This window comes from Virgisporangium aliadipatigenens (genome assembly GCF_016863615.1).
Taxonomy (GTDB): Bacteria; Actinomycetota; Actinomycetes; order Mycobacteriales; family Micromonosporaceae; genus Virgisporangium; species Virgisporangium aliadipatigenens.
In genome coordinates this window covers 15,630-32,575 of record NZ_BOPF01000046.1, presented here as the reverse complement: position 1 = coordinate 32,575, position 16,946 = coordinate 15,630, and the positions used below count along the sequence as shown (strand labels likewise).

17 protein-coding genes are annotated in these 16,946 nt (G+C 71.2%); 9 read left to right on the top strand and 8 right to left on the bottom strand.

The window, feature by feature from the left end:
• Positions 1 to 16 precede the first annotated feature (16 nt).
• On the top strand, positions 17 to 619 hold the full coding sequence (locus tag Val02_RS40715) for a histidine phosphatase family protein (protein WP_203904688.1): 603 nt from the start codon (positions 17 to 19) through the stop codon (positions 617 to 619).
• A 52-nt stretch (positions 620 to 671) separates the two neighbouring features.
• Here Val02_RS40715 and Val02_RS40710 read toward each other — a convergent pair whose 3' ends face one another.
• The 5 genes from Val02_RS40710 to Val02_RS40690 all read right to left on the bottom strand — a co-directional run bounded on the left by Val02_RS40710 (position 672) and on the right by Val02_RS40690 (position 4,259).
• A complete protein-coding gene (locus Val02_RS40710; protein ID WP_203904687.1) occupies positions 672 to 1,373 on the bottom strand; it encodes a C40 family peptidase in 702 nt (233 codons plus the stop codon).
• 343 nt (positions 1,374 to 1,716) lie between these two features.
• A complete protein-coding gene (locus tag Val02_RS40705) occupies positions 1,717 to 2,724 on the bottom strand; it encodes a hypothetical protein (protein ID WP_203904686.1) in 1,008 nt (335 codons plus the stop codon).
• Positions 2,721 to 3,227: a hypothetical protein gene (locus Val02_RS40700; RefSeq protein WP_203904685.1), complete on the bottom strand. Its 507-nt coding sequence runs from the start codon at positions 3,225 to 3,227 to the stop codon at positions 2,721 to 2,723. Before Val02_RS40700 ends, Val02_RS40705 begins: the two co-directional genes overlap by 4 nt.
• Positions 3,224 to 3,703: a hypothetical protein gene (locus Val02_RS40695; protein WP_203904684.1), complete on the bottom strand. Its 480-nt coding sequence runs from the start codon at positions 3,701 to 3,703 to the stop codon at positions 3,224 to 3,226. Before Val02_RS40695 ends, Val02_RS40700 begins: the two co-directional genes overlap by 4 nt.
• Before the next feature lie 61 nt (positions 3,704 to 3,764).
• On the bottom strand, positions 3,765 to 4,259 hold the full coding sequence (locus Val02_RS40690; protein WP_203904683.1) for a hypothetical protein: 495 nt from the start codon (positions 4,257 to 4,259) through the stop codon (positions 3,765 to 3,767).
• A gap of 572 nt (positions 4,260 to 4,831) precedes the next feature.
• Here Val02_RS40690 and Val02_RS40685 point away from each other — a divergent pair.
• The 4 genes from Val02_RS40685 to Val02_RS47905 all read left to right on the top strand — a co-directional run bounded on the left by Val02_RS40685 (position 4,832) and on the right by Val02_RS47905 (position 9,961).
• Entirely contained in the window at positions 4,832 to 5,563 is a 732-nt protein-coding gene (locus Val02_RS40685) for a LamG-like jellyroll fold domain-containing protein (RefSeq protein ID WP_203904682.1), read from the top strand.
• A 10-nt stretch (positions 5,564 to 5,573) separates the two neighbouring features.
• A complete protein-coding gene (locus Val02_RS40680) occupies positions 5,574 to 6,611 on the top strand; it encodes an amidohydrolase family protein (protein ID WP_203904681.1) in 1,038 nt (345 codons plus the stop codon).
• 64 nt (positions 6,612 to 6,675) lie between these two features.
• Positions 6,676 to 6,840: a hypothetical protein gene (locus tag Val02_RS40675; RefSeq protein WP_203904680.1), complete on the top strand. Its 165-nt coding sequence runs from the start codon at positions 6,676 to 6,678 to the stop codon at positions 6,838 to 6,840.
• Between the two features lies 1 nt (position 6,841).
• A complete protein-coding gene (locus Val02_RS47905; protein WP_239153714.1) occupies positions 6,842 to 9,961 on the top strand; it encodes an LCP family glycopolymer transferase in 3,120 nt (1,039 codons plus the stop codon).
• On the opposite strand, the gene Val02_RS40660 is transcribed toward Val02_RS47905, so the two are convergent.
• Positions 9,945 to 10,427: an Lrp/AsnC family transcriptional regulator gene (locus tag Val02_RS40660; RefSeq protein WP_239153713.1), complete on the bottom strand. Its 483-nt coding sequence runs from the start codon at positions 10,425 to 10,427 to the stop codon at positions 9,945 to 9,947. The genes Val02_RS47905 and Val02_RS40660 overlap by 17 nt on opposite strands.
• A gap of 88 nt (positions 10,428 to 10,515) precedes the next feature.
• Between Val02_RS40660 and hppD the strand changes: the two genes are divergently transcribed.
• From hppD to hisC, 4 genes are read left to right on the top strand one after another with little or no spacing between them, the layout of a single operon-like run.
• Positions 10,516 to 11,679: a 4-hydroxyphenylpyruvate dioxygenase gene (gene hppD, locus Val02_RS40655; RefSeq protein WP_203904678.1), complete on the top strand. Its 1,164-nt coding sequence runs from the start codon at positions 10,516 to 10,518 to the stop codon at positions 11,677 to 11,679.
• A 28-nt stretch (positions 11,680 to 11,707) separates the two neighbouring features.
• Entirely contained in the window at positions 11,708 to 12,478 is a 771-nt protein-coding gene (locus tag Val02_RS40650; RefSeq protein WP_203904677.1) for an RDD family protein, read from the top strand.
• Positions 12,475 to 13,461 (top strand): RDD family protein, encoded by a 987-nt coding sequence (locus tag Val02_RS40645; RefSeq protein WP_239153712.1) that lies wholly within the window; start codon positions 12,475 to 12,477, stop codon positions 13,459 to 13,461. Before Val02_RS40650 ends, Val02_RS40645 begins: the two co-directional genes overlap by 4 nt.
• Positions 13,433 to 14,485 carry a histidinol-phosphate transaminase gene (gene hisC / locus Val02_RS40640; RefSeq protein WP_203904676.1) on the top strand — a complete coding sequence of 351 codons (1,053 nt, stop codon included), beginning with the start codon at positions 13,433 to 13,435 and terminating at the stop codon, positions 14,483 to 14,485. The genes Val02_RS40645 and hisC overlap by 29 nt, the downstream gene beginning before the upstream one ends.
• A gap of 6 nt (positions 14,486 to 14,491) precedes the next feature.
• Here hisC and Val02_RS40635 read toward each other — a convergent pair whose 3' ends face one another.
• Both Val02_RS40635 and Val02_RS40630 read right to left on the bottom strand, forming a co-directional pair.
• Positions 14,492 to 15,850: an outer membrane protein assembly factor BamB family protein gene (locus Val02_RS40635; protein WP_203904675.1), complete on the bottom strand. Its 1,359-nt coding sequence runs from the start codon at positions 15,848 to 15,850 to the stop codon at positions 14,492 to 14,494.
• A gap of 13 nt (positions 15,851 to 15,863) precedes the next feature.
• Positions 15,864 to 16,943, bottom strand: coding sequence for a fumarylacetoacetate hydrolase family protein (locus Val02_RS40630; RefSeq protein WP_239153711.1), 1,080 nt, complete (start codon positions 16,941 to 16,943; stop codon positions 15,864 to 15,866).
• Positions 16,944 to 16,946 lie beyond the last annotated feature (3 nt).

The following is a 16,946-nucleotide window of genomic DNA, read 5'->3' as shown; positions in this document are numbered from 1 at the left end:
TGTTTGGGGGCTTAGCATGTCGGTCCGGCTGTTGTATCTGGTCAGGCACGGCGAGTACATCCACGGCAGCGAGCCCGAGCTGGGTGTGCTGACCGACCTCGGCCGCCAACAGGCCCGGCGCCTCGCCGAACGGCTGCGCGGCACGAAGTTCACCGCGATCCACCACAGCCCCTGGGAACGCGCCGCGCAGACGGCCGAGATCCTCGCCGAGCCGCACCGCGGGGTTCCGCTGGAGCCCTCCGAACTCCTCCAGGAGTGCATCCCCGCGGTCCCCGACGCGCAGCACCTGTCCGCACAGCAGGCGGAGTTTTTGGGCGAGTTCCCGGAAGAAGTGCTCACCGACGGCGCGGCGCAGGCGTCCAAGGCCATCTCCCGCTTCGCCGGCCCCGCACTCGGCGGCAAGGAACTCCTCGTCACGCACGGGAACCTCATCAACTGGTTCGTGTCGAGGGCGCTGGACGCGCCGGATCACGCGTGGCTGCGGATGCTCGACTACAACTGCGCGCTGACCGTCATCGCGTACTGGCCGGACCGGACGCGGCTGTTGGCGTACAACGACGTGGGGCACCTGCCGGCGCACATGCGCGGCACCGACTATCCGGCCGAGGTGCGCATCTGAGAACCGCCCCGACGCGCACACGTCGGGGCGGTTCTCTCTATGTGAAGGCGGCCTATCCGCCGTTGGTGATGCGTCGCCCGTAGGCGAACCGGTACACGTCCGATCGCTTCACGCCGCCGCGCTGCGTGCTGGCGTGGACCATCTGGTTGTTGCCGACGTAGATGCCGACGTGGCCGGGGTCGGTGAAGACCAGGTCGCCCGGGCGCAGGTCGTTCCGGCCGACGGCCTGGCCCTTGCCGGACAGGCCACCCGTCTGGTGCGGGAGGCTCACGCCGGCCTGGCCGTAGGCGGCCTGCACGAGGCCGCTGCAGTCGAACCCGCCCGGCCCGGTGCCGGCGTAGCGGTAGTTCTTGCCGACCTGGGCGAGCGCGTAGTCGACGACGGAATTGCCGTTCCCGCTGACGATCGGCTCTCCGCCGCCGTTGCGGCGCGGCTGCCGGGTCGTCTTCGAGCGGGTCGCATTCCCGCGGTCGGCCCGAGTGCCGGTGCGGCGGGGCTCGGCGGCGACCGCCGGGTCCTCTTCCTCGGCGGCCTGCTGCGCGGCTGCCGCCTGTGCGGCCGCTTCCGCCTGCGCGGCGGCCTCCGCCTCGGCCTGCTTGCGGGCCTCCCGTTCGGCCCGCCGGTTCTCGGCCACGAGCTGTCTTGCCTCCGCCGTGGCGTCGAACGAGTCGACCGGCACCGCCGCGAGGGCGGGTTCCGGTGCGATCACGGTGTCGACGGCTTCCGTTCCCGACGCCCACGCGCCGGCCGTCAACGCCAGAACTGTTGATGTGGCCGCAACGGTGCGGCGCAACGATGCGTACAGAGACGACTCCAAGGACGGCCCGGGGCACTCACGCGCTTCCCGGTGGCCGAACGTCAATCGGCCGCGCCGCGTCATTGTTCAGCGGCGCCCGGGAACCCGGACATGTGGACTTGTGAAGGGGCTGGATGAACGCCCTCCACGCAAAGTAGCCGCATAACAGCTCTCTGTACGCGCTTTCCAATAATCACAAAAACGCGAAGCACGCACACATTCCAAAAGAGACGAGCGGTTACCCATGCACGTCAAACCACCGGATTGAGGTGCATACGTAACCGCTCGCAAGACCCTAATGTCAGAAGTCGACGTCCTTGGGCGACCCTGACTCCTTCACTGGGCCCCACTGCAGCTGAGACTGCTTTGTCACCGGAACTGGAGGGCTGGGCTGGTTTTCCGCGACGGTGATCACCAGGTGGGGGCCGTCCAGGGACAGCAGGGCCGCGAGGGCCAGCGGGGTGGGCGCGTAGCCGTCGGCCCCCAGCGTGACCGGGCCGAGTGGGAGCGGGCCGTCCGCGTCGGCGACGCTCAGTTCGGTGCCGGTGACCTTGAGCGCCACCGGCAGGCCCGCCTTGCCGTCCCAGCCGTGCGCCACCGTCGTCGGATCCACCGGGCCGCTGAACGAGAGGACGAGCCGGTCGCCGAGACCGATCACGCCGGCCGTGCCGCCCTCGCCGTTCGACGCCTGCACGTCGGTCCCGTGCGGCGTGGCCACCGACCGGCTCGGGCTCGCGCCGACGCTGGGGCCGGGCGACGGGCTCGCGCCGCCCGCCGATGCGGACGCCGAGGGTGACGCCGACGCACTCGCCGACGCACTCGGACTCGGTGACGCCGTCGAGGCCGCGTCAGCAGCAAGATCTTTCGGGGGAACGTTCACCGCGGCGACGATGACCGATTCGCTCTTCTCGCTCTCCCGGCCGGTCCACGCCGAGCCCAGCACGGGTTGGACAGTGTAGGTCCAGATGCCGTTCGGCACGTTCTCCTCGGCACAGGCGGTGCCCCCGATCGTGCCGGCACACCCGCCGGCCGGCTGCGCGCCGTGGTGGGCCGCCGCATAGCGGTTCACCCGGTAGCGCACGTCGACCCCGCCGGAGAGCGTCACCCGTTCCCAGGTGATCTGCAGTTTCCCGGGCAGCGGTCGCACCGTCGGCGCCTTGCCGACCGGCATCGCGGCGGCCCGCGCGGCCAGATCCACGCGGCTCGACGGCATGCGCCACACCGCGAACGCCGTCGTCCCCGCCAGCAGCAACAATGCCGTCGCACCGATTCCGACCAGCGCCGGCCGCTTCATGACCCGAACCCTCATTTGTGGACCTTCGCGCCGGATCCCTGGAACCGGATGTCGAACACCGTGCCCTGACACGCGTCGGCAACCGTGTTCGGCATGTACAACGTGACCGATCCGGCCTCCCGGCGCTGATACGCCGGAACCGTCATCGGCAGCGTGGGCGGACCGACCCGCGGCCGCACGACGAGATTGGTGGGTGTCGGTGCGCATCCGGGTCGCGTCGTCGACCGGACCGTTCCGGCGAGACTCTCGATCCTGAGGTCGAACCGGGTCGGATTGACAATGACCAGCTTCATCGGCTTCGTCGCCCCCGGATACAGCCCCGTCACCGGCGCGGCACCGATCTCGAACGCCACCGCCTCCGGCCCCCGGTGCGCGTCGAGCCGCAGTTCGAGCGAGTGCCGGAGGTTGAGGCTGACGCCCTGCGCGGAAGGCTCGGCCGCACCGAGGCCGCCGAACAGCACCATCATCAGCGTCGCCCAGCTCAGCGCGATGGTGAGCGCGCTCGTCCTTCTGCTCATGCGCTCGTCGCGACGAGCACGACCGGCACGCTGAACACCGCGCCCTGGCACGCGTTCACCGAACCGTTGCCCATCCGCACCGCCCCCGGCACCGTGAACTGCGCCGCCGAGTCCGGCCCGACCGTCCAGTCGACCGTGACGAACTCCTCGGCCGTGACACCGGTCGCGGCGCCGCTGCACCCCGCGCCCGCGTGCGCGCCGTCGGCGGTGATCGAGGTGCCCGGGACCACCGTGTTGACCCGGATCGGGAAGGGATTCGGGTTCTTCACGTTGACCAGCAGGTCGCCGGCACCACCCGGGAACAGCGTCGTGCCGGCGCCGGTCGTCGCCACGGTGGAGATCCGTAGCGCCTGACCGGCCTTGGCCTGGCCGGAACCGGTGCCGGTGGCGGTCCAGGCGGCCCACGCGGCGGTGCTGCCCAGGCCGATCAGCGTGGCGAGTCCGACGGTGATGCCGCGCTTCGCAAACTTCCGCATCCGCTCCCCCTCACAGGGCTGCGCGGGGGCCGCCCCTCAACGACCCCCGCAGTCCCGGCAATCAGCTGGCAGCGCTCGCACCGCTGAGGCTGAAATTGACCGTGAAGGTGGCGCCCTGGCAAGCATTCGCTGCGTCGGGAATCATCCGCAGCGCGCCCGTGACGGACCCGGACGCGGTGCCGTTGCTCGTGGTCTTCGCCGGCACCAGCACGGTTCCAGCCAGCGCGGCACCCGTCACGAATTCCACGTTGGTCGCGGCGCAGCCGGAGTGACCCGAGTCGACCGTGATCACCGGAGCCTCGCCGGCGGTGACCGACGTGACGTTGACCGGGAAGGGGTTCGGGTTGCTGACCGTGAAGGCGAGGTCGGCGGTCGCACCCGGATAGAGCAGCGTCGTGCCGGTGTTCCCCGTCGCCGTCAGCTCGAGTGCCGAGCCGGCCGCCGCCGAGCCGGTGCCGCTGCCGGACACGGTCCACGCCGCCCAGGCCACCCCGCCGCCGAGAGCCAGTGAGCTGACCGCACCGATGACCGCGACCCGCTTGGTGATCTTGCGCATGGAAACTTTCCTCCCGAGAGACCAATTGGCAATTCAGATGCGACCCGCGGGCCGCCACCGCAATTCGTGCCGAGAGGAAATATGAGGGCGTCGGCCAGCGGGGGCCATCGGGCATTTCAGCCCACATGTAGAAATGCACGACGGGCACCGCGACCGATTCGGCGTAACCCGTTGGAGAATCCCCGAACACGCCCGAGGGACACGCCGCCACCTGCGAAAACGTGAGAGCGAGGCGAATTCGCCGCGCAAGCTGCGACGCCGGAGACGTAGCACGAGAAGCGCCCGGCACCAAATTGCGCAGTGGGAAATCGGCCCCAGGAAGGCCCCGCATTCGGCGGGCGCATCGTTTTGCGCGGTCACGCGACAATAACAGCGATCGCCAAATGCGCGCAATGTCCAATTCGGCGACACGCACACCCACGAATGCGAACGGAATTTCGTACCGACCCACCTCGACCGGAAGTATGAAATGTCAAGGTATCGGCATGCGCCGCAGCGACGATGGGTAGCGTCTCGATAGCAGATTGCTACGACTCACGGGGATTACGGGGAACGGGGAATACGGGGAAATGGTGAACCGGTATCTAGCCGTCGTGCTCGGCTCCGTCGCGGCCCTCGCGCTCACCGGGCCGGTGCACGCCACATCCAGTCAGCAGCTCAACTTCAGCATGGACGCCACGCCGTCCGGCCAGTCCGACGCCGGCCACTGGACCGCCGGCTGCCTGCCGGACGCGGCCGTTCCGGAGGACGCGGCGTGCGTGTCGGTCGCCGGCAGGGGCGATGTCGTCCGCACCGAACGCAAGAACGGCACCACCACGAGCCCGGCCATCAAGTTCCCGATGAAGGGGCGGGCGGTGCTTGTCGTGCCGCACACCCCGCGGCTCAACCCGGGAACGGCCGACTTCACCGTCAGCGCCATCGTGCGGCTCGAGCGGAGTCAGGTCACCACCGGCGCGAACGTCGTGCAGAAAGGCAACTACGACAACCCCGTCGGCCAGTGGAAGCTGCAGTTGGACCGCGGCGTTCCGAGCTGCCGGATCGCCGGGATGCGCAACGGGCATCTCGTGGGGCTGCTCGTGAAGTGGCCGCGCTCGATCGCCGGCTCCGGCTGGCAGACGGTCACGTGCGCGCGGCGCGGCGACGTGTTCAGCATCCAGGTGGGCACCGGGGCGCCGGCGGTGGTCCACAACGCGAGCATGGACATCGCCAACCAGTACCCGGTGACGATCGGCGCGAAGAGCACCGGCGTGCACAACGACCAGTTCCGGGGATCGGTGGACGAGGTGACGTTCCAGATCGGATAGCGTCGGGCCCATGCGGGTCGTCGGGACGTTGCTTCCCTCGGGGGAACGCACGCAGTTCTGGATTCTCGGCGACCGGATCACCTTCGAGAAGCCGCTGAACGCGACGGAGACCGTCGTTGACGGCGGCTTTCTCACGCCCGGGCTCGTGGACGTGCACACCCATCCGGGCCATGACGACGACGCGACGTTCACCGAGAAGCAGTTCCGCGAGGAATGTATGGCGCACGTCGCGGCCGGAACGACCGCGATCAGGGTGCCGGGGCACAACGGCCCGATCCCGCCCGGCGCGCGCGACGACCCGGACCTGCCGCGGCTCGTCACGGCGGGGCGCTTCCTCGCCTACGAGGCGCTGCAGACGGGTCACCCGATCCACACACCGACCGTGGACCTCGTCGCCGCGGCCGTCGCCGAGGCGCGGGCCAACGACGGCTGGTGCAAGCTCATCGCCGACTGGGCCTTCGACGTGCCCGCGGTGCCGCTGGACCTGCTCGCGCGGGTCGTCGACGCCGTGCACGCCGCCGGCTTCCGGGTGGCGATGCACTGCCAGACCGCCGAGGGCACCCGCAACGCCGTGCTGTCCGGCGCGGACTCCATCGAGCACGGCTGCTACCTCAGCGACGACCTGATCGAGACGCTCGCCGCACGGGGTGGCGCCTACGTGCCGACCGGTGCGGCGTTCCAGCGAAGCGTGCCGGAAGTGCGCACCAAGCCGGACGGGCCGCGCAAGACCAACTGGCTCAACGGCGCGGAGGGGCTGTTCCGCTCGGCGGCGGTGGCGCACGAGGCCGGCGTCACGGTGCTCGCCGGCACCGACTCGGCACCGTTCGGGAACGTCTTCACCGAAGTGGAGTTCCTCATAGCGGCGGGGCTCTCGCCGGCGACCGCGCTCGGCGCGGCGTGCTGGACGGCGCGGGACTTCCTGGGCCTTCCGGGCCTGGTGGAGGGCGGCCTCGCCGACCTGGTGGCGTACGACGCCGATCCACGAGTCGAGCCGGGCATCTTACGACATCCGCGCCACATCATCCTTCGCGGGCGAAAAATTCGCTGAACGGGTCGCAACGCAGCCCCCATCCTCGGGCGTGTACCGGGGGGACGACGGGGGAGGTTTGTCGATGGGCGGCAGAAGGAAGTATCCGGCGACGGACCGGCCGGTGTTCGTGGACCGGTTCGGGCGGCGGCGCAAGCTGGTGCTCGCGGTGTGGACGCTGACGGGCGTGATGCTCGTCGGCTGGCTCGCCGTGATCGGTATCGGCGCCGGCCTTCTCGTACCGGCCTGATTTGGCCCGCCATCAGCGGGCCCCGCGCCCGCGGGCGCACTGGAGCGTCCTCGCACTCGCCACGGTCGCGCTGTTCGCGACGCTCGCGCTCGACGGGTTCGCGCGCAACGCCGGCGGCGGCACCGCGCCGCCCGGGCGGTTCGGGACGCAGTCGGCGCCCGGCTACGCGGGTCCCGTGGTGCTGCCGGACGGCGGCGCGCGGCGGCTGCCCGACGGCACCGTCGCGCTGACGTTCGACGACGGGCCCGATCCACTGTGGACACCGCGGGTCCTCGACACGCTGAAGAGGCACGGGGTGAAGGCGACGTTCTTCGTCGTCGGGACGAAGGTCAACGCGCATCCGGAGCTGGTGCGCCGCATCGCGGCCGAGGGGCACGCGCTGGGGCTGCACTCGTTCAGTCACCACGATCTCGGTGGGCTGTCGCCGCAGCGCCGGGCGATGGAGTTCAACCTGACGTCGCGGGCGGTCGCGCGGGCGACGGGGCAGGACGTCCGTCTCTTCCGGCCGCCCTACGCGGGAACGCCCACCGCGACCGACCCGGCACCCGTGGAGGAGGCACGCCGGCGCGGCTACGTCACGGTTCTCGCCGACCTCGACACCAAGGACTGGAGCCGCCCGGGCGCGGCCGCCATCGCCGGGGCCGCCGCACCCGTGGGGCCGGGCGGGGCGGTGGTGCTGATGCACGACGGGGGCGGTGACCGTTCGCAGACGGTGGCGGCGCTGGACGTGCTGCTGCCGGCGCTGGCCGCCCGCGGGGTGCGCACCGTGACCGTCCCCGATGGACTGTCCGATGTGGACGTCGGCCCCGTGCCGGCGCAGCGCCGCGAACGCGCGCAGGGGTGGGCGTTCGCGCTCGCGCAGCGGGTCTCCTCCTGGGTGGCGGGCGTGCTGTTCGTGCTGCTGATCGTCGCCAGTGTGCTGGCGCTGGCGCGCATCGGCATCCAGGGTTACAGCGCGCGCCGGCATGCGCGGCGGCGGCGCCGGGAGCCGCCCGGGTTCGGCACGCCGCCGGTGTCGGTGGTGGTGCCGGCGCACAACGAGGCGGCGAACATCGCGGCCACCGTCCGGTCCCTTGTGGACAACGCCTATCCGGGGCTGGAGGTCGTCGTGGTGGACGACGGCTCCACCGACGACACCGCCGGCATCGTCGAACGCCTCGACCTGCCCGGCGTGCGGCTCCTGCGGCGGCCCAACGGCGGCAAGTCGGACGCACTGCGGGCCGGCGTCGCGGCGGCGAGCCACGACGTGCTGGTGCTGGTGGACGGCGACACGATCGTGGAGCCGAACACGATCGCGCTGCTGGTGCGCTCGTTCGACGACCCGACCGTGGGGGCGGTCGCCGGCAACGCGAAGGTGGCGAACCGGGGCGGCGTGCTGGGGCGTTGGCAGCACCTCGAGTACGTGGTGGCGTTCAACCTGGACCGCCGCGTGTACGAGACGGTGGGCTGCATGCCGACGGTGCCCGGCGCCCTCGGTGCCTTCCGGCGGGCGGCGCTGGAACAGGCGGGCGGCCTGTCCTCGGACACCCTCGCCGAGGACACCGACCTGACGATGGCGGTGTGCCGGGCCGGCTGGCGGGTGGTGTACGACGACGCGGCCTGCGCCTGGACGGAGGCACCCGGCACGTGGCGCGGACTGTGGCGGCAGCGGTACCGGTGGTGCTTCGGCACGATGCAGGCGATGTGGAAGCACCGGGCGTCGGTGCGGGAGGACGGCGCCGGTGGGCGGCTGGGCCGCCGGGCGATCCCGTACATCGTGCTCTTCCAGATCGTGCAGCCGCTGCTGGCGCCGATCGTGGACGTGTACATGCTCTATTCGCTGTGCTTCCAGCCGTTGAGTTGGACGACGGCGATCTGGCTGGTGCTGCACGCGGCGCAGCTGGCGGTGTCGGTGTACGCGTTCCGTCTCGACAAGGAGCCGACCGGTCCACTATGGACGTTGCCGCTGCAACAGGTGGTCTACCGGCAGCTCATCTACCTGGTGGTGCTCCAGTCGGCGGTGACCGCCCTGGTCGGTGCGCGGCTCGGTTGGCAGACGGCGCCACGAACGGGCAAGGCGGCCGCCGTGCAGCCGCGGCAGAGCATCGTCATCCTGATGCGCCGGGGCGAGTACCGCGATCCCCGCTGGGCCCGGCTGCTGGTCGCCTGCGGGACGGTGCTCGCCCTGATCAGTGCCGCGGCGCTGGTGGGCGGCCGGTACCTGCTGCAGCGCTACGAGGACTCGGTGCGCCGCGCCGACCTGCTCGGCCCGACGGCCGTGTACGACCGCGACGGCCCGCTGAACATCCTGCTGATGGGCGTCGACTGGCGGCGCGGCCAGTCCGGGTTCATCCGCGCCGACACCGTGCTCGTGCTGCACGTTCCGCGCGAACGCGACCGCGCCTACCTGTTCTCGTTGCCGCGCGACACCATCGTCGACATCCCCGCCGAGCCGGCGACCGGATTCGTCGGCGGCCGGGACCGGCTCAACGCCGCGTTCGCCTACGGGGCCGGCGAGGCGCAGGATCGCGCGCGCGGTGGTCGCCTCCTGGCGAGAGCGGCCGCGAAGATGACCGGTCTACCGGGTTTCTCGGCGGCGGCACTGGTGGACTTCTACGGGTTCACCGAGATCGTGGCGGCCCTGGGCGGCGTGGACATGTGCGTCGACGCCGAGACCCACTCGACGGCCAGCGGCGTGGTGTACCCCGTCGGCTGCCAGCGCATGAACGGCACGTCGGCGCTGGACTACGTTCGACAGAGAAAATCGCTGGCGACCGGCGACTACGCCCGGCAACGGCACCAGCAGCAGCTGATCAAGGCCATCGCGCGCGAAGCGCGCCGGCAGAACCTGGCCGGCGACCCGACGCGGCTCGACCGGATCGTCCGCGCGGCGGGCGCGGCCCTGACCGTGACGACCGGGCCGGTCTCGCCCACGCAGTTCCTGTTCGGGCTGCACCGGATCCCACCGGAGAAGATCATCCTGGTGCGCACGGCCGGCCACAGCATCCCGCACCCGCCCGGCACCCCCTACCTCGGCGAGGAACTGGAGCCCGAGGCGTTCGACCTGTTCGCGGCGGTGCGCGACGGCCGGCTGGACGACTTCGTCGCGACCCACCCGCACCTGGTCAACCAGGAGGGCTAGCGGCCGCTCTGACCAGCGGGAGCGTGCGGTACGGGATCTGCTCGGCGAGCGCGATGTGGGTGACCGCCCGCACGATCCCCTCGTGCCCGACCACCTGGTCGATCACCCGCTGCAGGTCGGCGTTGGTGCGCGCGACGAGCCGGCACAGCAGATCCCCGGAACCGGTGATGGTGTGCGCCTCCAGCACCTCCGGAATGCTCGCGAGGTGCTGGGCGACCGGCTGGTGCCCGGCCCGTTGACGGATCTCCAGCGTCACGAACGCCGTCACCGTGTAGCCGATCGCCGCCGGCGTGATCTCCGGTCCGAAGCTGCGGATGACGCCCCGCGCGACGAGCTTGTCCAGCCGCGCCTGAACGGTCCCGCGCGCCACCCGCAGCCGCCGCGCGCACTCCAGCACCCCGATCCGCGGCTCCGCCTCCAGGAGCGCGATGAGGTCGGCGTCGAGCTGGTCAATCCGTCCACTCACCTTGGCGAACTCCTGGCTGATATGCGCAATCTGACCACCGAGAATAGCCAGTGTTGCCCAGCGGTGGGTAGCGTCACATCCTGTCCCAATGGTGACGTTCCAGGAGCACGAGGACCGACTCATCGGCGCGGTGGCGCACGACATCTCGCACGACCCGTTCCCGGTCAAGGGCTGGGACCACGTCGTCTTCATGGTCGGCAACGCCCGGCAGAGCGCCCACTACTACTCGACCGCGTTCGGCATGACCCTGGTCGCCTACCGGGGCCCGGAGACCGGCAGCCCCGACTACGCCGAGTACGTGCTGAAGTCGGGCTCGGCGATCTTCGTCCTCAAGGGCACCGTCCGCGCCGGAACGCCCGGAGCGCAGCACCACGCCCGCCACGGCGACGGCGTCACCGACATCGCCCTCGAGGTGCCCGACGTCGACGCGGCCTACGCGTACGCCACCGCCCAGGGCGGCCGCGGCGTCGTCGAGCCGCACGACGTCACCGACGCGAACGGCACCGTGCGCATGGCGTCGATCGCCACCTACGGCGAGACGGTGCACACGCTGGTCGACCGTTCCGGGTACACGGGGCCGTTCCTGCCCGGGTTCGTCGCGCGCGAACCGATCGTGCGCCGCGAGAGCGGGCCGAAGCGCTTCTTCCAGGCGATCGACCACATCGTGGGCAACGTCGAACTGGGCCGGATGGACGAGTGGGTCGAGTTCTACCGCCGGGTCATGGGCTTCACCAACATGGCCGAGTTCATCGGGGACGACATCGCCACCGACTACTCCGCCCTGATGAGCAAGGTCGTCGCGAACGGCACCCGCAAGGTCAAGTTCCCCCTGAACGAGCCGGCGATCGCGAAGAAGAAGTCGCAGATCGACGAGTACCTGGAGTTCTACGGCGGCCCGGGCGCCCAGCACATCGCGCTCGCCACCGGCGACATCATCGCCAGCGTCGACGCGATGCGCGCAGCGGGCGTTGAGTTCCTGGACACGCCAGACTCCTACTACGACGACCCGGAGCTGCGGGCCCGCATCGGCGAGGTGCGGGTGCCCATCGAGGAGCTCAAGGCCCGCAAGATCCTGGTCGACCGCGACGAGGACGGCTACCTCCTGCAGATCTTCACCAAGCCGGTGCAGGACCGCCCGACGGTCTTCTTCGAGATGATCGAACGCCACGGGTCGCTCGGATTCGGCAAGGGAAATTTCAAGGCGCTCTTCGAGGCGATCGAACGTGAGCAGGCAACTCGGGGCAATCTGTAGCCGAACCGGTGCCCCGGAATGTGCGTCCATGAGTGAGGATGTGCAGGTGACGCAGGGATACGGATACGGACAGCAGCCGGGGGCACCCGACCACGGATACGGCGTGCCTACGAGCGGGGCGCCCGGCTACGGCCAGCCCACGAGTGGGCCCGGGTACGGCCAGCCGACGAGCGGCGCCCCGGGGTACGGGCAGCCGACGAGTGGACCGGGGTACCCGGGCTACCCGCAACAGCAGCAGGGCTACCCGCAGCAGCAGTACGGTCAGCAGCAGTACGGCGGCGGCTACGGCCAGCCCTCCGCGCCCAACGGCGCGCCGCTCGCCGACGCGGTCAGCCGACTGCTCGCCCGCCTCATCGACGGCCTGATCCTCGGCCTCGGCCTCGGTGTGGTCGGCGGCATCCTCGCCGTCCTGGTCGGGGTCGTCGCCGGCGGCATCTTCGCGGCCGGCGCGGGCAGCAGCAGCGGCGGCGCGTCCGCGGCCGGGCTCATCATCGGCCTGCTGCTGTGGGTCGTCGTGATCGTGCTGATGATCGGCGTGGCCTGGTGGTACGAGGTCGAGTACCCGAAGGGCACCGGCCAGACCATCGGCAAGAAGACGATGAAGATCGCCGTCGTTCGCCTGGACAACGGCGTCGTCGACCGCGGCACCCTGGCCAAGCGCTACCTCAGCCAGATCGGCCTCGGCTTCATCCCGTTCGGCGGCCTGCTCGACGCGCTCTGGCTGCTCTGGGACAAGCCGTACCAGCAGTGCCTCCACGACAAGTGGCCAAACACGGCTGTCATTAAACTGCCCGGGTGACCGAAATAGCGCCCGGGTGGTACCGCGACCCGGTCGAGCCCGACATCCAGCGCTACTGGGACGGTGAGGCGTACGTCGGCGAGCCTCTGCCCGCCGACGAGACGCCCCCGCCCGGTCCCCCGCCGGTGACGCCCACCGCCACGGCGGCGGTGCCGACCGGGTATGACGGGCCGACCTCCGCGGTGACCGCCTGGGACGCCGGCGCCGGGACCATCAACGTGGCCCCCGGCGCCTCCGGCACCCAGGCATCCGGAGCCGGGACGACCCAGTCCCCCGCCGCTCCCGGCGAGGCCGTCCGGCCCCGGCAGCACGAGCCGGTGCCGGTGCAGCAGGCCGAGCAGCTGCCGCCCGGGGTGCCCGGCTGGCCCCCGTACCCGCGGCTGGTCCTCCCGCCGCCGCGGCCGCACGGCTTTCCCCTCGCCGGTTACGGCGCCCGCTTCACCGCACGGTTCATCGACTTCCTGTGCGTGCTGGGGCTCAACATCGCCGTCAACGGCTGGTTCGTGTACCAGTGGTTCGAGGTCAACCAGCCGTACTTCCAGGCGGCCACCAATCGCATCCTCAAGAACCAGTCGACCAGCGACCTGGTGCCGCCGGAACAGAGTTCCACCCTCCTGGTGATCATCATCATCCTGGCCGCCGCGCTGTGGTTCGCCTACGAGGTGCCGCAGATCGCCAACACCGGCCAGACCCTCGGCAAGCGCCTCGCCGGCATCCGCGTCATGCGCGAGGAGAGCGAGGAGGACCTCGGGTTCCGCCGCGCCATCCGCCGGTGGAACACCCTCGGCCTGCCCACCCTGCTGTGGACCTGCTTCGGGCTGGGGTTCCTGCTCCAGCTCGTCGACGTCCTGTGGGCAGTCGTCGACCGGCCGCTGCGACAGGCGCTGCACGACAAGTCGGCGCAGACCGTGGTGGTGTCGGTGCACGGCATCCCGTCCCGCGAAGGAGTCGTTCGTGACCAGGCTGACGAGAGCCGATCTTGAGGCGCTGCCGGCGTACGTGCCCGGGCGGGCCGTTCCCGGCGCGATCAAGCTGGCCAGCAACGAGGTTCCCTACGGGCCCCTGCCGGGCGTCGTCGAGGCGCTGACCGAGGCGGCCCTCCAGACGCACCGCTATCCCGACATGGGTGTGGTGGCGCTGCGCGACGCGCTCGCCGAGCGCTACGGCGTGCCGGCCGAACGCCTCGTCACCGGCTGCGGTTCGGTCGCCATAGCCGAACACCTGATCCGCGCCGCCTGCCTGCCCGGCGACGAGGTCGTCTACGCGTGGCGGTCGTTCGAGGCGTACCCGATCATCACGGCGAGCGCGGGCGCCACCAGCGTGCGGGTCCCCAACACGCCCACGCACGGGCACGACCTGCCGGCGATGGCCGCCGCCGTCACCGACCGCACGCGGGTGATCTTCGTGTGCAACCCGAACAACCCGACCGGCACCGCGCTGCGCCGCGCCGAACTGGACGCGTTCCTCGACGCCGTTCCCGCGAACGTGCTCGTGGTGATCGACGAGGCGTACCGGGAGTTCGTGACCGACGGGGACGTCCCCGACGCGATCGACACCTACGCCGACCGGCCCAACGTCGCCGTTCTGCGCACGCTGTCCAAGGCGTGGGGGCTGGCCGGGCTGCGGGTCGGCTACCTGGTGGCCTCGCCCGAGGTGGCGACGGCCGTGCGCAAGGTCGTGACGCCGTTCTCCACGTCGATGCCGGCGCAGGCCGCCGCGCTGGCCGCCCTGCGGGCCGATGCCGAGATGGCCCGCCGCGCCGCACTGGTCGTGTCCGAACGCGGCCGCCTCCTCGACGAGTTGCGCACACTCCGTCCGGACGTGCCGGAGAGCGAGGCCAACTTCGTGTGGCTCCCGCTCGGCGACGGGGCGGTGCCGTTCGGGGCGGCGTGCGAGGCGGCGGGGGTGATCGTGCGGCCGTTCGCCGGCGACGGGGTGCGCGTCACGGTCGGCACGCCGGAGGAGAACGACGCGTTCCTCGCGGCGGCGGCGAAGGCCCTGAGCTGAAGCGGACTAGACGCCCGCCATCACGACCGGCGTCGGACCCGTGTAGTAGCGGTCGTCCGACGCCGTCTCCTTGGCGCCGGTGATCCGTTCCACCGCCACGAACCGGCCCGCCACGTGCACGTGCCCGACCTTCCACAGCTCGCCCGGGTCCTTGCGCAGGTCCGTGCGGGACAGCTCCACCCCGGTCGCCGGGTGCAGCACCACGAACCGGAAGTCGGGCGTGATCACGTACACGCCGTTGACGTCGACGTGGACCAGCCGCATGACGGCGGACTTGCTGCGCCACTGCACGTCGCCGCTGGCCCGGTCGACCGAACGGACGATGCCGCTGACCTCGGTCTCGATCAGCGACCCGCTCAGCAGGAACGGGTTGTCCGCCTGCGCGAACTTCTCCGCCTCGACGCTGCCGTCGTTGTTGAGCCGCCAGATCGACGCCGTCCTGCCCGACTCCGGCGACTCGAACTTCTCCACGGCGGAGACGACCTGCGACACCGGTGCCGCCCGGATCAGGGAACAGCGCGAGTAGCCCCGGAAGCACGACACCGGCTGGACGAACCAGTTCGCCTCCTCGGCCGGGCCGGACAGCGCCCCGGGCGGCTTCCACTGGCCGAGCCGCATGCCGCTCGCCGCGTCGTAGACCGTGAGCTCGGCCGGTGCCGCGCACGAGTCCTTCACGACGTACGTCGTCTCACCCGTCCAGTCGGTCTCGTGGCAGCCCGGGTTCTCCGGGAAGCTCTGGAACCACAGCCGTTCGCCGGACCACGGGTCGAAGCCGATCGCCTCGTCCCCGCCGGCGACGACGAGCACGGCGGCTCCGTCCTTGCTGGACCGCGCGGTGAACAGCCCGGCGGGCTCGTACACGGTGGCCGCCCCGGTGCGCCGCCCGGTGAACGTGTCCCGCGCCCCGGCCTTCGTCTCGGCCTGCCAGGCGACCCGTCCGGTGCGCGGGTTGAGCGCCACGACGACCCCGTCGGAGAACTTCACGATCACCAGCGCGACGCCCTCGAACTTCCCTTCCAGCGCCACGACGCCCGCCACCTGCGCCGGCCACCGCCGGAACGTCCAGTACGGCGTCTGCTCGGTGCGGGAGGTGACCTGCGCGTCGGCCCACACGCGGCGCGGATCGGCGTAGACCCGCAGCCGGCCGTCGACGATCAGCGGCGCCGAGGTCAGCTCGCCGTAGCGCTGCGAGGTGGCGACCGCGCGTTCGGGATAGGGCGAGGAGGCGGGCACGACCGTGTCGGCCGGGGCCAGGACGCGGTAGCCGACGACGCCGGTGGCGGTCAGCATGGTGACGACGGCGAGCGCGCTCACCAGGAAGCGCGCCCAGCGGGGCCAGCGGGACGGGCGGGAGAAGGAGACCATCGCAGTCGCGATGCTAGCGCGCCGGCCTGATCGTCCCGGACACCTCCCCGAGCCCGATGACGGATCCGTCCGGCCCGGGCGCGGTCGCGCTGATGGTGACGGTGTCCCCGTCGGCCAGGTAGCGGGTGTTGCGGTACAACTCCAGCAGGCACCCGAGTTCGTCCGGGTCGCTGCCGGAAACCGTCCCGGAGGCGTAGAGATCCCCGGTGCGGACGTTCGCGCCGTTCACCGTCATGTGCGCCAGTTGCTGTGCCGCCGTCCAATACATTTGGTGGAACGGTGGCCGGGTGAGCACGGTGCCGTTCACCTCGAGGGTCAGCCGCAGGTCGTAGCCGGTCCGGTCGTCGCGCAGGTACGGCAGGACGGGCGGGTCCTGGGCGGGGGCCGTGATCCGGGCGGCCTCCAGCGCGTCCAGCGGCACCACCCACGGCGAGATCGACGTCGCGAACGACTTCCCCAGGAACGGCCCGAGCGGCGCCATCTCCCACGCCTGGATGTCCCGGGCCGACCAGTCGTTGAGCAGCACCACGCCGAACACGTGCTCCCGGAACGCCGCCGTCGGGACGGGCCCGTCGGACGGGACGCCCACCACGAAGCCGACCTCGCACTCGACGTCCAGCCGCCGGGTGGGCCCGTACTCGGGCACGCCGTCGGGGTCGCGCCACTGGCCGTGCGGGCGCACGATGTCGGTGCCGGAGACGACGACGCTGCCGGAACGGCCGTGGTAGCCGATCGGCAGGTGTTTCCAGTTCGGGGTGATGCCCGGGCTGTTCGGGCGCAGGATCCGGCTCGCGTTGATCGCGTGCTGCTCCGAGGAGTAGAAGTCCACGTAGTCCGCGACCTCGAACGGCAGCGTCATGCTCAGCTCGTCGACGGGCGTGAGGTTGGTGAACTCGAGCTTCCTCAGCGCCGCGCGGGTGGATGTCCACAGTGGACGGCCACCGGCCAGGAACGGGTTCAGCGTCGAGGCGGCCAGCCGTTCGTCCACCGCACCGCGTGCGGCGGCGGCCGACAGGTCCAGCGCCCCGTCCCCGTAGCGCACCCACAGCCGCCCCTCGGCGGCCCCGAACGGCAGGTTGTCCAGTCCGTACACCGG

Coding starts and splice junctions, on each gene's coding strand:
- Val02_RS40700 (WP_203904685.1), bottom strand. CDS start 3,227: ATGAGCAGAAGGACGAGCGCGCTCACCATCGCGCTGAGCTGGGCGACG.
- hppD (WP_203904678.1), top strand. CDS start 10,516: ATGGTGACGTTCCAGGAGCACGAGGACCGACTCATCGGCGCGGTGGCG.
- Val02_RS40705 (WP_203904686.1), bottom strand. CDS start 2,724: ATGAGGGTTCGGGTCATGAAGCGGCCGGCGCTGGTCGGAATCGGTGCG.
- Val02_RS40715 (WP_203904688.1), top strand. CDS start 17: ATGTCGGTCCGGCTGTTGTATCTGGTCAGGCACGGCGAGTACATCCAC.
- Val02_RS40680 (WP_203904681.1), top strand. CDS start 5,574: ATGCGGGTCGTCGGGACGTTGCTTCCCTCGGGGGAACGCACGCAGTTC.
- Val02_RS40650 (WP_203904677.1), top strand. CDS start 11,708: ATGAGTGAGGATGTGCAGGTGACGCAGGGATACGGATACGGACAGCAG.
- Val02_RS40675 (WP_203904680.1), top strand. CDS start 6,676: ATGGGCGGCAGAAGGAAGTATCCGGCGACGGACCGGCCGGTGTTCGTG.
- Val02_RS40635 (WP_203904675.1), bottom strand. CDS start 15,850: ATGGTCTCCTTCTCCCGCCCGTCCCGCTGGCCCCGCTGGGCGCGCTTC.
- Val02_RS40695 (WP_203904684.1), bottom strand. CDS start 3,703: ATGCGGAAGTTTGCGAAGCGCGGCATCACCGTCGGACTCGCCACGCTG.
- Val02_RS40690 (WP_203904683.1), bottom strand. CDS start 4,259: ATGCGCAAGATCACCAAGCGGGTCGCGGTCATCGGTGCGGTCAGCTCA.